This window comes from Blautia sp. CGZ-1-C1 (genome assembly GCF_056504575.1).
Window position 1 is genome coordinate 1 of the sequence record NZ_JBWLUT010000066.1, and the last position, 14,744, is coordinate 14,744.

16 protein-coding genes and 4 pseudogenes are annotated in these 14,744 nt (G+C 39.4%); 5 read left to right on the forward strand and 15 right to left on the reverse strand.

Annotated features, from left to right (window positions below; all coding sequences use genetic code 11):
- Positions 1 to 251 precede the first annotated feature (251 nt).
- Positions 252 to 983 carry a helix-turn-helix domain-containing protein gene (locus AC058W_RS04900; protein WP_479389779.1) on the forward strand — a complete coding sequence of 244 codons (732 nt, stop codon included), beginning with the start codon at positions 252 to 254 and terminating at the stop codon, positions 981 to 983.
- A gap of 56 nt (positions 984 to 1,039) precedes the next feature.
- Positions 1,040 to 1,240, forward strand: coding sequence for a helix-turn-helix transcriptional regulator (locus AC058W_RS04905; RefSeq protein ID WP_008688136.1), 201 nt, complete (start codon positions 1,040 to 1,042; stop codon positions 1,238 to 1,240).
- A gap of 57 nt (positions 1,241 to 1,297) precedes the next feature.
- On the opposite strand, the gene AC058W_RS04910 is transcribed toward AC058W_RS04905, so the two are convergent.
- Positions 1,298 to 1,687 (reverse strand): MmcQ/YjbR family DNA-binding protein, encoded by a 390-nt coding sequence (locus AC058W_RS04910; protein ID WP_008688134.1) that lies wholly within the window; start codon positions 1,685 to 1,687, stop codon positions 1,298 to 1,300.
- A gap of 249 nt (positions 1,688 to 1,936) precedes the next feature.
- Here AC058W_RS04910 and AC058W_RS04915 point away from each other — a divergent pair.
- Positions 1,937 to 2,259: pseudogene (locus tag AC058W_RS04915) on the forward strand (MobC family plasmid mobilization relaxosome protein).
- Positions 2,226 to 2,987: a relaxase/mobilization nuclease domain-containing protein gene (locus tag AC058W_RS04920; protein ID WP_117677472.1), complete on the forward strand. Its 762-nt coding sequence runs from the start codon at positions 2,226 to 2,228 to the stop codon at positions 2,985 to 2,987. Before AC058W_RS04915 ends, AC058W_RS04920 begins: the two are co-directional and overlap by 34 nt.
- 688 nt (positions 2,988 to 3,675) lie before the next feature.
- Here the strand turns inward: AC058W_RS04920 and AC058W_RS04925 are convergent.
- The 12 genes and pseudogenes from AC058W_RS04925 to AC058W_RS04980 form a co-directional block, all read right to left on the reverse strand.
- Complete coding sequence (locus AC058W_RS04925; RefSeq protein ID WP_019161202.1) at positions 3,676 to 5,217, reverse strand: ASKHA domain-containing protein; 1,542 nt, start codon at positions 5,215 to 5,217, stop codon at positions 3,676 to 3,678.
- A 101-nt stretch (positions 5,218 to 5,318) separates the two neighbouring features.
- On the reverse strand, positions 5,319 to 5,474 hold the full coding sequence (locus AC058W_RS04930; protein WP_118630911.1) for a rubredoxin: 156 nt from the start codon (positions 5,472 to 5,474) through the stop codon (positions 5,319 to 5,321).
- Positions 5,475 to 5,511: 37 nt separating this feature from the next.
- The gene (locus AC058W_RS04935; protein WP_117677470.1) at positions 5,512 to 6,213 is read right to left on the reverse strand and encodes a TraX family protein; all 702 of its coding nucleotides are present in this window, start codon (positions 6,211 to 6,213) and stop codon (positions 5,512 to 5,514) included.
- A gap of 58 nt (positions 6,214 to 6,271) precedes the next feature.
- Complete coding sequence (gene rbr / locus AC058W_RS04940) at positions 6,272 to 6,814, reverse strand: rubrerythrin (protein WP_117677469.1); 543 nt, start codon at positions 6,812 to 6,814, stop codon at positions 6,272 to 6,274.
- A gap of 18 nt (positions 6,815 to 6,832) precedes the next feature.
- Positions 6,833 to 7,453, reverse strand: a pseudogene (locus tag AC058W_RS04945) (flavin reductase family protein); the annotation flags it as partial.
- Positions 7,446 to 7,757, reverse strand: a pseudogene (locus AC058W_RS04950) (Fur family transcriptional regulator); the annotation flags it as partial. The pseudogenes AC058W_RS04950 and AC058W_RS04945, both read right to left, overlap by 8 nt.
- Positions 7,754 to 8,092: a MerR family transcriptional regulator gene (locus AC058W_RS04955; RefSeq protein ID WP_044997172.1), complete on the reverse strand. Its 339-nt coding sequence runs from the start codon at positions 8,090 to 8,092 to the stop codon at positions 7,754 to 7,756. The gene AC058W_RS04955 and the pseudogene AC058W_RS04950, both read right to left, overlap by 4 nt.
- Positions 8,067 to 9,320 carry an HD-GYP domain-containing protein gene (locus AC058W_RS04960; RefSeq protein WP_055151710.1) on the reverse strand — a complete coding sequence of 418 codons (1,254 nt, stop codon included), beginning with the start codon at positions 9,318 to 9,320 and terminating at the stop codon, positions 8,067 to 8,069. Before AC058W_RS04960 ends, AC058W_RS04955 begins: the two co-directional genes overlap by 26 nt.
- Positions 9,321 to 9,544: 224 nt before the next feature.
- On the reverse strand, positions 9,545 to 10,735 hold the full coding sequence (locus AC058W_RS04965) for a site-specific integrase (protein ID WP_003062094.1): 1,191 nt from the start codon (positions 10,733 to 10,735) through the stop codon (positions 9,545 to 9,547).
- Between the two features lie 77 nt (positions 10,736 to 10,812).
- The gene (locus AC058W_RS04970) at positions 10,813 to 11,016 is read right to left on the reverse strand and encodes an excisionase (RefSeq protein ID WP_002322728.1); all 204 of its coding nucleotides are present in this window, start codon (positions 11,014 to 11,016) and stop codon (positions 10,813 to 10,815) included.
- Between the two features lie 373 nt (positions 11,017 to 11,389).
- Entirely contained in the window at positions 11,390 to 11,644 is a 255-nt protein-coding gene (locus tag AC058W_RS04975) for a helix-turn-helix domain-containing protein (RefSeq protein WP_002322727.1), read from the reverse strand.
- A gap of 3 nt (positions 11,645 to 11,647) precedes the next feature.
- The gene (locus AC058W_RS04980) at positions 11,648 to 12,067 is read right to left on the reverse strand and encodes an RNA polymerase sigma factor (RefSeq protein WP_003061815.1); all 420 of its coding nucleotides are present in this window, start codon (positions 12,065 to 12,067) and stop codon (positions 11,648 to 11,650) included.
- Between the two features lie 751 nt (positions 12,068 to 12,818).
- On the opposite strand from AC058W_RS04980, the gene ltrA reads away from it, so the two are divergent.
- Positions 12,819 to 14,102 (forward strand): group II intron reverse transcriptase/maturase, encoded by a 1,284-nt coding sequence (gene ltrA / locus AC058W_RS04985; protein ID WP_479389780.1) that lies wholly within the window; start codon positions 12,819 to 12,821, stop codon positions 14,100 to 14,102.
- A 75-nt stretch (positions 14,103 to 14,177) separates the two neighbouring features.
- On the opposite strand, the gene AC058W_RS04990 is transcribed toward ltrA, so the two are convergent.
- The gene (locus AC058W_RS04990) at positions 14,178 to 14,468 is read right to left on the reverse strand and encodes a topoisomerase C-terminal repeat-containing protein (RefSeq protein ID WP_139625495.1); all 291 of its coding nucleotides are present in this window, start codon (positions 14,466 to 14,468) and stop codon (positions 14,178 to 14,180) included.
- Between the two features lie 143 nt (positions 14,469 to 14,611).
- Positions 14,612 to 14,744, reverse strand: a pseudogene (locus AC058W_RS04995) (23S rRNA (adenine(2058)-N(6))-methyltransferase Erm(B)); the annotation flags it as partial.

Below are 14,744 nucleotides of genomic sequence, written 5' to 3' on the forward strand. Positions count from 1 at the left end.
TTCTACACTGGCATAAAAACAGTTCATATCACTATGCAGGATCACACGCTCACTCAAACTTTTCACCTCCCAGCTGTTTCCTTCAACATAATGTCTTATCAATCTCTGTATGTTTAGTATATATCGACATTTCGGAGATAGTCAAGCGACATCTTGGTTGTATTTTCTCCATTTTGGAGATTATTGTTGATTTTATTTCTAACATACGGTATAATGCATATAGAAAATTCAAATAGAAATGAGGCGAACAAATGCGTGATTTCGGGGAAATATTAGCAGAAAATAGAAAAAAGAAAGGATACTCTCAATCAGATCTGGTAGACCTGCTTTCTCAGGAAGGTATTCAGGTCACTACAAAAGCAATCTCCAAATGGGAGACCAATGCACGAGAACCAGCTTTACATGTTTTCCTGGCACTTTGCCAGTTACTTGATATCGAAGATATATATGAATCCTTCTTTGGAGAAAACCCATATAACATTATGAGTGGATTGAATGAAGAAGGCAGAAATAAATTGATTGAATTTGCTGATATTTTGAAAGCTTCTAAAAAGTTTTCTCCACTGTCTGCAAAGATTATCCCATTCCATCATCCTGTAGAAATTACCTGGGAACCAGTTTCTGCTGGTACTGGAAATTACCTGGAGGATTCTGTAAAAGAAACCTATGACGTAGGACACCTTGCTCCTGAGCAGACTGACTTTGGTGTACGGATTTCCGGTGACAGTATGGAGCCACTTTATCATACAGGCGATGTTGCATGGATTCAAAAAAAAGATTCTCTTGCTAATGGTGAAATTGGAATCTTCTATCTCAACGGCAATACTTACATCAAGGAATTACACGATGAGCCAGATGGTGTTTATCTGATCTCTTTAAATCAAAAATATCGTCCTATCCAGGTTTTGGAATCTGACTCTTTTAAGATATTTGGAAAAGTAATCGGGAAATGCAAAGGTGCAGAAATTCCGGGATTTCATTAGATTTCAACAGCAGGTTCATGATCCTGCTGATAACAATAAGCAAAGGAAGTGATTGAATGGCAATCAATAATACACTAAAAGATATTCGTGAAGAACGGAATCTCATTCAAGCAGATTTGGCTGAAGCCATAGGTTCCTGCAGCCAGACTATAGGCCGCATCGAACGTGGAGAACGTAATCCCTCTCTTGAGATTGCAATCCGGCTGGCACATTACCTGAAAGTGCCTGTAGAAGATATTTTTCAAATTGAAGACTGAAGCACAACAGCCAGAAAACCGAGGAGTAAAATCCCCGGTTTTCCTTTTGTTCAAAAATCACTGTAATCCACTTACATTTTCTTCTTTTCTGCCTGCTCCGTCAATCAGATCATAACTCATATCTAAAAAGTCCAGTACCTTTGCTTCACTGACTGAACCATCCAGTAAAATCGTGATCCAGTGCTGCTTGTTCATATGGTATCCAGGTAAAAATCCATAAGTTTGAATAATCATATTTGTCATATCCGGATCACACTTTACGTCCATGATATCAACCGGCTCTTTTCCATCTAATCCCAGTTTCGATTTTTCAACCGTCATGATCACTGCATACCATTTTCCATTTTTATGTCGGAGTACTGCACTGTCCGGTAGTTTACTCCATAGATATTCCGGAAGTGTGCCATACTGTTTCTGCACATATTCAAATATTTCTTCTTTCTTCACAACTCATTCAACTCCTGATTCTTCTAATATCCTGTCCATAATCATACCACATTTTTGTTCCCTATACTACCTGTCAAATTCTTTTGCATTTTCCCGATTCTCCTGACTTTAACTAATAGAGGAGTAAAACAGCAAGGACAGGAAGTGAGGATACACTTCCGGGAAATCCCAATTTAGGGTACCCTGCCCTAAATTGAAAAACGCTGAAAGCAGCGATGCTACTGCCCTCTCAGAAAGGAGAAATTACCAATGGCTGAAAGAAAACGAAACAAAGAAATCCATTTTTATGTCACAGATGAAGAGCGGAAGCTGATCCGCAGGAAGATGATAGAATCAAAGACCAAAAACATGGGAGCTTATCTGCGGAAAATGGCAATCGACGGTTACATCGTCAACACCGATACCACTCCACTGAAGAAACAGTATGAGGAAATGCACAAGATTGGCGTAAATATCAACCAGATTGCGAAAAAGTAAACAGCACCGGAGATCTGTATCCGGAAGAAATGAAAGAATTGAAAGAGATGATGAAAGAATTATGGCGTATCTTAAGATCTTCCCCATTAAAGTAACAGACAAGAAAGCTCTGGACTACATCACGAATCCAGATAAAACAGATGAAAAACTGTTAGTTTCCAGTTTTGGCTGTTCCCCAGAAACTGCAGATCTTGAATTTTCTATGACAAGAGAAATGGCAAAAAAGAATGGAATGGACAAAGGCGATAACCTGGCATTTCATCTGATCCAGTCATTTAAACCTGGTGAAGTTGATGCCGAAAATGCCCATCGCTTAGGGCAACAATTTGCAGACGAAGTACTGAAAGGAAAATATGAATACGTGATCAGCACCCATGTTGATAAAAATCATATTCATAACCACATCATCTTTAATGCAGCAAGTTTTGTTGATCATCACAAGTATGTTTCCAATAAGCGGAGCTACCATAAAATCTGCCGGATCAGTAATCGCATCTGCCAGGAAAATTGCAAATCTGCTAAAAATCCAAAAGCTTACCGTACCAAGCATCAGGCAGAATACCAGCTCCACGATTCACTAAAAAAAGAGCTTCAGGATCTCGGTGTTACCAAAATCCCAAGCTCTAATAAAATCCAGAAGCAAATTGAAAATCTTGAATCTGAACAGGCTGCTACCCTCCGGGAAAAACAGGAATTGCAGAAAAAGCAGAATACACTGGATATCATTCAGCAGAATTTCACTGCGCTACTCAATGCTCCAGAGATCAGTTCAGACTTACTTCCGACAAAAAGGGAACCTGTTTCTGTCACAAGAGATAAATAAGAGTACACTAGCAAATCACTCATTTTCTTCCAAATCTTCCCAAGGTTTCAGACCCATTTCCTCCCAGGTGACACCATACGGTGCACCTCCGGAGGTATAACCGGCAATAAAGAAAAATCGGTCATCTTGCAAGATTTCTTCTTTGGTCAGATTATCCCTTGCTTCTTTTTTCCGTTTTGCTCGCTTCTGCTGCTTCTTTTGTTTCGCAACAGCTTCTTTTCATTCCATTGTTTTCCAAAAGGTTCACTTCCATCAGCGTTTTCATGGGGGGGGTACAGTATGACATTAGATACATCATTATGAAACGGTATATTTTTCAGAATTTTTCTCCTATGGTACAATGCCTTCCCAGCTTCATCACCCCGTTACGTAAAGAGTCATTTTGAAGCTCTTCCTGAATATATTGTGCCACTGCATTGTCGTGCAGCAATGCACACTCTGCCAGATCCTGCAGGCTTTGACCCTGTATACCCATTTTTTCAGCAGTACAAACCGCCATATGTGCCACACGTTTAGAATGATTGTTTGTTACTTTAATCAGCTTCTGCCTCTACACAGTCCAATGCATATGAGCAGGCTGCTAATAACCCCAGCACATCAAATTTCATTTTTGATCTTGTCTCCTCCTTTGTTCTGTTTTCTGAGAAATCTGGAATATGCTTACCATGACAGATTTCTCAGCCTCGGATCAATAAAAGCATATGTTTTGTCTTTTCTTTAATTTTTCCATGACCGTTGGATATTTTTTATAATCTGTGTGAGGTAAGGCCTGGGCAGCTACCATCTGTTCCAGAAAATCATCCACTTCCGCAAATTGTATATAAGTCATTTCTTCCAGTATCTGATCAATATCTGCAAGAAGTTCTTTGTTCAGCAAAAGCTTCTGTGCTCCTTCCAGCGAAGAATTTCCAGCATTGATCATCTTCTCCCGTTCCATGTCAGGATACATCCCAATGGTAATGGCTGATTCCACAGATACATATTTTCCAAAAGAGCCGGCTGCATAAAATCGATCTGCCTGATTCAGTTCAAGTCCAGATTCCCGGAGCATGATCTCAACCATTATATGTGCTGCGGCTTTGGTAAGAATAAATTCGTCGATATCTTTCTGATAAAAATACAGACCCGGAGCATATTCTATGCAAAGCTGACCTTCTCGTTTCTGAATAAGATTCGTTTTTTCAGGAGAAAACTTACCACGAATATCTATCCAGCCTTCTAAAAAAAGTTCCGCAATCAGATCGACAATACCGGAACCGCAGATACCCTTAGGGCTAATTTTTCCTGAAGAGTTACCAATTACATGAACATGGATTTTTCCACCTCTTATCCTCACGCTGTCCACTGCTCCGGCATCTGCCCTCATCCCGGTATGTACTACACCGCCTTCCAATGCAGGCCCCGCCGCACCGGCGCCGCAAAGAAGAAAATCTTTATTTCCTATCACAAGTTCACCGTTGGTTCCAATGTCAAAGAAAACACTGATTCCATCCTTTTTATATAATTCCGTTTCAATCATTCCACTGATGATGTCACCACCCAGATAATTAGACTTCGCCGGATAACAATATACATAACCATTCAGCGGAATGTCCAGATCTTTTGCCGGCTGGAATCCCGGACGGTCTGCATGAACAGCATGTGGCGTATAAAAGACACAGAAAGCATCTATTCCCAAAAGAAAGTGGATCATGGTGGTATTGCCTGCTACTACCATAGACAGACATTTTCGTGACACCGGATGCTTTACATCCAGCTTATCCATGCACTCTATAATAGACTCAACTGTAGCAAGCCGTATCTCTTCCAGTTTTTTCCTGTCATCTTTGCAGAAAAAAATACGTGATAAAATATCGGTTCCCCACTGAATCTGTTTATTAAAGCAGCTCTCTTCTCCCAATATCTCACCACTATTACAATCTAAAAGTCTCACCACTACCGTTGTACTTCCAAGATCCACAGCCAGCCCATAATGCTGTCTGGCTGTATCTCCGCTTTCTATATCAACCAGCTCCCATTTTTCTCCATTCCAGGAAAGCGAAACGGTTATTTTCCAACCTGCACGATCAAGTAATGGATATAGTTGTCTCAACATGCGAACCGGAATATGAACCTCCTCTTTCACGCCCTCCGCGGATAAAGCTTCCAGAATGCGCTGCTGGTCTGAACGCTGGTCCTCTTCGGTTGGAACAGAAAGATCAAGATATAATTTTCGGCTAAGACCTCTCATAGTATTCATCTCCCTACAATTTGTGCATTTTTTATTCTGTAAAAAAAGAAGGTCATCCGTTATATCACATACTTGACGTCCTTCCTTTTCATTGTTATTTATTATACTTCTGAGAACTGATCTTTTCCTACGGAACATAACGGACATTCAAAATCTTCCGGAACATCTTCCCATTTTGTTCCCGGTGCGATACCACCTTCTGGATATCCTTCCTCTTCATCATACTCCCATCCGCAAACATCACATATGTATTTCATTAGTTAATCCTCCTAATTCTGATTTTCTTAAGTATTATTAAAATCCAAAATACATTTTTATCATACCCAGAACAAAGAGATGTACTGGATAAAAAAAATAATTTACAATCTTATTCTGCCTTCCCCGTTCTCCATTATATGTAAGGGTTAATCCAAATCCCAATAACGCCCACGGTTCTTTATACATAGCCAAAAAGCAAAATGGAATTGCCCAAACAGGTTTTTTATGAAAAATATATAAAAAATACCCAATTAAGACTGCATGATACTCATAATCCAATCCCAATATCATCGCACTCAGGCATCCGGCTCCCACGATTACATCGGAAATGAAATACCATAATATACGCCAACGTACTCCCATTTTTTCTTTTAATGTACCTATGATCCAAATGATAACGAGTACCAAAGCCAATGTGAACATAATATTGTTTCCATTTGGCTCAAAATAGGATGCCGTTGTAAACATGTCATATGGAATTTCTGAGATTATTCCAAACAAAAGAAGCATACCTAAATATTTCCACCTGTTTGTCGTTCTGAAATAACCTTCTATCAATAAAAATATAAAGATCGGGAAAGCTATTCTTCCTAATATGTCAAAAATATCACTTATCACAAGCAATATTCCTCCATTCAAATTAGGATAAATCAGAGCCTTATTTACATGATCTATGAGCATAGTTGTAAATGCGATATACTTTAATTGTGCTCCGGATAATGTTTTCAGTTTGTTCATTTCCGCCCCTCATTGTATCGTATAACAGACATACCCATATTCATATCTGCAATTCACATTAATAGTTTTCTGCATGTACTTCAAAATAGCTCTGCGGGTGATTGCATACCGGGCATACTTCCGGTGCTTTTGTTCCCACTACAATATGCCCGCAGTTACGGCATTCCCATACTTTAACTTCACTCTTTTCAAAAACTTTAGCAGTTTCAATATTCTTAAGAAGTGCACGATATCTCTCCTCGTGATGCTTCTCAATCTCTCCTACAGCTCTGAATTTTGCTGCAAGTTCAGGAAAACCTTCTTCCTCAGCTGTTTTAGCAAAACCTTCATACATATCTGTCCACTCATAATTTTCGCCTTCTGCCGCTGCCGCCAGGTTTTCCTTTGTATCACCAATTCCTGCTAATTCCTTGAACCACATCTTTGCATGTTCTTTCTCATTATCTGCGGTTTTTAAAAACAATGCTGACATCTGCTCGTAGCCTTCCTTTTTCGCTACAGAAGCAAAATAGGTATACTTATTTCTTGCCTGCGATTCCCCTGCGAATGCCTCCTGTAAATTTTTCTCAGTCTGTGTTCCTACGTATTTGTTTGCTGCCATTTCTTTTTCCTCCGTTTTCTTTACTATTTTTTCAAAATCTGATGCTGGGTGCTTACATAAAGGACATATAAAATCATCCGGTAATTCTTCTCCTACATATTCATATCCACAAATTCTGCAACGCCATATTGTCTTCCCATCCTCGGTTTTTCCGACTGCCTGTGGCTTAGGTTTAATATTATTCTGGTAATAATCATATGTGACAGAAGGAACATTACTTAAAACTTCCATATCTGTTATCTCACCGATAAACATTGTATGTGATCCTAAATCCTCCGTTTTATTAACTGTTACAGAAATGTATGCATTTGTACCTTCTGTAATATAATAAATACCATTTGTACCCCTAGCACACTTTTCAAATGCTTCAAATTTATTGGTATCCCTTCCTGATTGGAAGCCAAAATGTTTAAACAATTCAAACCGTGCCTTCTGACTTAAGACTGATACTGTGAATTTTCCAGTTCTCTGAATCATGTCATGCGTGTAATTTGCTTTGTTGACGCAGATACTTAACTGGTTCGGTTCTGAAGCTGCCTGAATGGCTGTATTAATAATACATCCATTGTCTTTTTCATCTTCCCTGGCAGTCAGTACAAACAATCCATAACTCAACTTATACATTGCTTTCCTATCCATTTTTTTCCTTCTTTACCTTCTCCCTGCATTTTGGGCAAATACCTTTAAATGAAATATCATAATCCAAAAATTCGATTCCATGAGTGTTATGAATTCTTTCCAGCAAATCCGGTATTTCATCCATATCCACATCTGAAACTTCACCGCATTTTGTACACCTGACATGGTAATGATTTTTCAATGAAAAATCGAACCTATTCGCTCCATCCGGAACTTCAACCTTCCTTAACGAACCCTCATCTACCAATATATCAAGATTTCTATATACAGTTTCTTTTCCGATTGTAGGATATGCTGCTTTTATATCTTGCGTTCGATTGTTTCCAACTCCCGCCGTTTCTTTTCTATCAGTTTTTTCTGATTTAACAACTTAGCTTCTATCACGTCGATGTCTCTGTTTCCCAAAAACTCTCCAATCTGACCCAATGGCATATCCAAAACGCGCAAGTAACGAATCGTATTTAAAACCTCAAACTGACGTGCACTATAATAGCGATAGCCTGTTTCCGGATCTGTGTATTCTGGTTTCAACAGACCTGCCTGTTCATAACGCCGCAGGCTGCCAACACTGATATGAAACATTTTTGCCACATCACCAATCTGGAATAATTTTTTATTCTCCAAGCTGTTTCTCCTCATGAATTATGTCTGTCATTTTCTGATCAAAACAAGCATCAACCTGTGAAGCGATTTCTCCATCAAGCCATCCTTTTTCTACCATATCATTTAAAATACCGTAAGCTTTTTCATGTGGCATTCCCTGTTTATACGGGCGGCTTTCTGTCAGTGCCTGATAAATATCGACACACGCCATGATGCGTTCCTGTGTGTTTAATTCAGCAGCTGTTTTTCCAAATGGATAGCCTGTCCCGTCCAGTCTTTCATGGTGAAAGGCAGCCCAGTCACGTATCTCTTCAAAATCATCGATTTCTGACAGAATATAATAAGTATATGCTGCATGGTGTTTCATAACTGCAAACTCATCATCCGTCAGTCTTCCCGGCTTCTCCAGAATTTTGTTACCTATGGCAACCTTTCCAATGTCATGCAGCGCTCCTGCAAGATACATTTTCTGCATTGTCTCCTCATCAAATCCCATAAATCTGGATAATTTCTCAGCATCTGCCGCCACACCTATGGAGTGTGTACTCGTAAATGGTGATTTATAGTCTACGATGCGTGCGAAAAATTTCGCCAGTGCTTTAATCTGTTCAAAGCTAAGATCTTGTTTTGTACGCGGCACTCTGTTCCATAAACGAGTCTCCACATCTTTTTCTCCAAGTGACAGAAAATGTTGTTCAGAAAAAGCATGTCTAAATGCTTCTATACATTCTTCATCCGCTATAGAACCTGTGATTTCCTGAAGAAATGCTTCTACCTTCTGCCAGGTGTCTGAATCAAAAGAATCACTGCAGCAGACCTGGTCAAGCAGATCACATAGATGGATAATTCGTGCAAAAACCGGTACTTCTGTCCATTTTTTTCCAAAAGGTCCACTTCCATCTGCATTCTCATGATGATACAAAATGACATTCTTTATATCCGTATGGGATGGAATGTCTTTCATGTTCTTCTCACCTTCCGCACAGTGAATTCCCAGCTCCAGTGGAATCGCCGAACCTATTGCACTTGCAATATCATTGTGTAATTCTTCCTGAATATATTGAGTCAGTGCATTATCATGTAACAACGCAACGGCTGTCAGATCCTGCAGACTCTTCCCCTGAATTCCCATCTGTTCTGCCATGCAGACACTCATATATGCAACACGCTTCGCATGCTTATATGTTACATGCACTAACTCTGCTTCCACACAGTCCAATGCATAGGAACACGCTCCCAACAATCCCAAAACATCTAATTTCATACCCTTTTGTCTCCTGTCTGTATCATATATCTGACTGTTATTTTATCACAAAAACTTACTAAATTTCTGATTATCTTTTCATAAGTTGGTAAATGCCGATATATCCCGTATTTTAGGGCTTTATCGGTATTTTCTTTTTGGAAGATACCTTGCATAAGCTGGCATTTACCAGCATGAAAATGCAACCAAAAGTAGTAAATGAGTAGTAAATATAAGCTCCGATATTAACAAGCCAGTCTTTCCAGTTCTGCTTTTGCAGATTGAAATGTACCGTGTGCATAATAGCCAAGTGTCATGGTTATGTTAGCGTGTCCCATAAGATATTGCAGGGTGTTTGGGTTCATTCCTCTGTTTGCCATATTCGTACAGTAAGTATGTCGGAATGAATGTGGTGTGATGTTCGGTAACTTGTCCGTGTGATACTTGTTATACTTCTTAATTAGTCCTCGCACCATGCCCTCATAGTTTCCTGCAACTTTAGGTAAGCCCTCACGGTTCAAGAATAGGAAATTGCTATAACCACCTACAATCAACGGTTGTGCCTTTCCTCTGTTCTTTAGTATTCTTTGGATTGCTTGATAAGCCCGTTCTGTCAATGGAAGTTCTCGTTTTCCGTTTTTGGTCTTTGGCGTTTCAATATAGTAGCCGATTTCGCTGTCTTTCAATAACTGGTGGTCTATATTGAGTATTCTGTTCTGCATATCAATATGCGTCGTTAGTCCGCAAAATTCAGAAATACGAAGTCCCGTTTCCAGCAGAAGCACAACCTCATCATAATACTTGCTGTAAATCTTATCCTTTTCCATAAAGGCAAGCAGGCGTTCTTCCTGCTCTGGTGTAAGGATAACTTTCTGCTCCGTATCATCTTCCAGAACATCACTTAGCTTAAATTCAAACGGGTTCTTTCTGATACAGTCGTCTTGTATCGCCATGTAAAATGACGCTTTCAAGGAACGCTTGTAGTTATCAATCGTTTTATAGGCGTATCCTTTTTCGCTCATTCTGATAGCCCATTCTTTAGCGTCCGACTGCTTAACAGTATCAATCGCCCTCATACCCAATGGGTCATTTTTCAGAGCGTTCATAAGATACTGTCGTCCTTTTTCAGTAGCCCTCTTGATGTTCTTTCTTTGGCTGTTCTTCTTGTCGTAGAGCTGGCAGACTGTCATTTTACCGCCTGCTGTATCGATACCGTCGTTAAGGTCTTTTTTAATCTGTGTTTCTTTTTCCCTCAACGATATATCATCACGCTTTCCAGCAGGTGTCTTGTCTGTCGGTACAAGTTTCCAAGAATAGATAAATTGTGGCTTTCCGTATATATCGGTATATTTATAAACGTATCTTCCGTCTTTTCGCTGGCTCTCTCCATTACGCAAATTGCGATTTTTACTGTCTTTTCGTTTTACATTAGACATAGTGTAAAGCTCCTTTCCGTCATGGAACGAGCCGTGATACGCTATATTTATTATACCATATCTACGGCTCAATGACATTAGATTTCGTCCAATGTATCTATGATTTTTTCAAATTGTTTTCGCTTAATCTGAATACGGTTGCCGTTCACGATAACCCAGCCAGCGTCAAGATTTTCTTCGGCTAATTTACGCAATTTCTTTTCGCCAATGCGGAAGTATTTGGACGCTTCTTCAACCGTCAGCGTATATTTTTCCCAAATAGGCACATCAGTATTGTTCATAATCTATGCACCCCCCTTTACTGTGTGTCGTTTTTTACAAGCAGGCAGACGGCTTTGGAAAGCTCCATTAGTATCTCAACTATTCCCATTCTTGTGGGCAGAACCGCACCATGCGGACGTATCATTATTCTGTGAGGATAGGTCGTGGCAAAACAACTTTTCCAACAGTCGCTCTCGGATCACTGCGTGGGTCGCTCGCTTTCTTTTGAAAAGGTCGTGGCGTACAGTCCCCGTGGCTCGCCATCTCACAAACGTATCTGTCTGCTTTATTCAGTTGTCAAAGAGCTGTGGTGAAAGCGTGTTGCTTTCATATAAAAGCAGGTGGCAGAGCAGGAAAGAGGGGGATATTAAATCATGCTCCGCTAAAAACTGCTTATTCTTCTGGTTCTAAGTCCATATCTTCAATATCAAAACCTAAAATCATTTTGATAAGTGCTTCTCTGATACGTCCTTTTAATTCCATATCTACAACGATATAAACATTGCCGTATTCATCATAAAGTGAACGCAAACAGCACTTTGATATGTAAGGGTCATAAAATGCCAGTAATTTTTCAATCGCTTTTTCGTTTCCGTCCATAGCTGATGAAATCAAGTAATAAGACGGTTTCTTAAATAACTGTTTCATTTTCTAATGTTCCTCCTTGAGTATTTTTTTCATAGTTTCCAAAGCGTGATGTCGGTTTCTAAATACACCGCTTTGCGTGATTTTCTGCAAGTTGGCAATTTCACTTTCTGTCATTTCCAAGAAGTAATACATCAACAGAGTATTGCGTTTTCTTTCTGGAAGTTTCTTCAAGGCTTCTGCCAATTCATCATCAAGGACACGAATATCAATGCCACATACTGAAAAGATTGTATAATCTGTTTCGTAGTCGTCCCAAACAGCCATTTTATCAACAAGGACATCTGGCAATTCGCTGAAAGATATTTCTTTATTCTTACGACGGTTTAATTCCTTGTAATAATCTTTCACGACACTACGGACAACTTTCTTTAAACAACTTTCAAAACGACATTGAACTGTTTTCTGGAAGTCAGACGGTTTCATCAATCTCACCTCCTTTCCTTTATGATTTGAAAAGTGTTTATCCCTCTTTCCGCACCATATAAGGACAGCTAGGTGTGATTTAATGACCTCTTTTGAAAAATTTTTTAAATTTTTTCGGGTATGAAAAAAGCCCGCACAAAACATATAGTCTGTACGAGCCTTTAAAGCTAAAACATAGTAATATTGTATCATTAAGAATCACAAATCACAAGTGATTTGTGATTAATATATAAAAGCCCTCTTTAAAGGGCTTTTATGTTTAGTTTGCGCGCCACGGGCGCGCTCTAACGGGTGAAAGTCCCGAACACGCCCAGATAGTGGGAAGTGTATAGCTGAACAGCAAGGGTGTCCATCGTGAGATGGAATCTGAAGGAAGCTGTAAGCAAATCTCTGGTCCGACGGACAGAAATCACATATAAGGCTAGGCTATGAGAGATAAGTTGGCTAAAAGCAACGAAGTCTAATAACTATCACCTTTGTAGTAGCAGAGTAAATGTGGCGGATATATGGAGAGAAAGAGCGTGCACCTTAAGCGTGGAGGTCTCACAGAGGTTCCATTAGCCTAGTAACAACGAACTGTGAGAAGTCAGCCGAGCCAATAGTAGTGAAGAAGTTTCTGTAATGGAAATGGAGCGAAGGGGCGAACAATCAATAAGTTTGAGTATGTCTCGTATTGCAGAAATGGCAACATCTGCCGTAACCAATCGGGTAAAAGATGGTCAAATCAAGCGAGACGGAAAGGAAAGAACGCATGGACACAAGTAGTCTAATGGAGCAGATTTTATCTAGAGATAATCTCAACAGAGCATATCTGCAAGTCGTACGAAATAAAGGTGCAGAGGGAGTGGACGGAATGAAGTACACGGAACTCAAAGAACATCTTGAAAAGAACGGCGAAATCATTAAGGAACAGTTGAGAACAAGAAAGTATAAACCTCAACCAGTACGAAGAGTGGAGATACCAAAGCCTGATGGCGGTGTCAGAAACCTAGGAGTACCAACAGTAACAGACAGATTCATACAGCAAGCCATTGCACAGGTATTAACACCAATCTACGAGGAACAATTCCATGAACATAGTTACGGATTCAGACCGAATAGATGTGCACAGCAAGCAATCCTAACAGCACTTGACATGATGAATGATGGTAACGATTGGATTGTAGACATTGACTTGGAAAAGTTCTTTGACACGGTAAACCATGACAAGCTTATGACTATCATAGGCAGAACTATAAAAGATGGAGATGTTATCTCTATCATAAGGAAATATCTTGTCAGCGGAATCATGATTGACGATGAATATGAGGATTCTATTGTGGGAACACCGCAAGGAGGAAATCTTTCGCCGTTATTAGCAAACATCATGCTCAATGAACTTGATAGGGAAATGGAAAAGCGAGGGCTTAACTTTGTGCGATATGCAGATGACTGTATTATCATGGTTGGAAGTGAAATGTCTGCAAATCGGGTAATGAGAAATATATCTCGATTTATTGAAGAGAATCTAGGTCTCAAGGTCAACATGACAAAAAGTAAAGTAGACAGACCAAGCGGACTTAAATACCTTGGGTTTGGGTTCTACTTTGACACAAGAGCACATCAGTTTAAGGCAAAACCACATGCGAAATCAGTAGCGAAGTTTAAGAAGAGAATGAAAGAACTCACCTGTCGTAGCTGGGGTGTTAGCAACAGCTATAAAGTGGAGAAACTTAATCAGCTCATAAGAGGTTGGATAAACTACTTCAAAATAGGTAGTATGAAAACACTTTGTCGAAAATTAGATGGTAACATCAGATACAGACTTCGTATGTGCATTTGGAAACATTGGAAAACTCCGCAAAACAGAGCAAAGAACCTTATGAAGCTTGATGTACCAAGATGGGCAGCATTTAAAATAGCGTATTGCGGAGACAGATATGCAAGACTTGCCCACAATGGATGGATACAAAAGGCTATAAGTACAAAGAGACTAACCTCATTTGGATTAGTCTCAATGTTAGATTACTACACCGAAAGGTGTGTTACTTGTTAAGTTGATTGAACCGCCGTGTACCGAACGGTACGCACGGTGGTGTGAGAGGTCGGGAAATTTAGTTAAATTTCCCTCCTACTCGATTTTTGAAAAAGAGATAAAATCAATATATCCCTTTTCCCCAATTTTTACAACGGCATTGTAGGGCTTTTTCTCTTTGTTTTTGATTCCTTTTACCAGGGTTTCTTTTCCCTCCAGTAATTCTTTTACATTCGTTTTGGTTAGTTTTTTCTTTCTAAAATGTTCAGCTAAAGTAAACTTACATTCAGGATAATTTGAACAACCATAAAACGATTTTTTTAATACAATATTGTTGCCACACTTAGGACATTTTCCTACAAGGGGTCCCGAGCGCTTAGTGGGAATTTGTACCCCTTATCGATACAAATTCCCCGTCGCGCTAGGACCTCTTTAGCTTCTTGGAAGCTGTCAGTAGTATATCTAATAATTTATCTCCATTCCCTTTAGTAACGTGTAACTTTCCAAATTTAAAAAAGCGACTCATAGAATTATTTCCTCCCGTTAAATAATAGATAACTATTAAAAATAGACAATACTTGCTCATAAGTAATGGTACTTAAATTGTTTACTTTGGCGTGTTCCATTGCTTGATGAAACTGATTTTTAGTAAACAGTTGACGA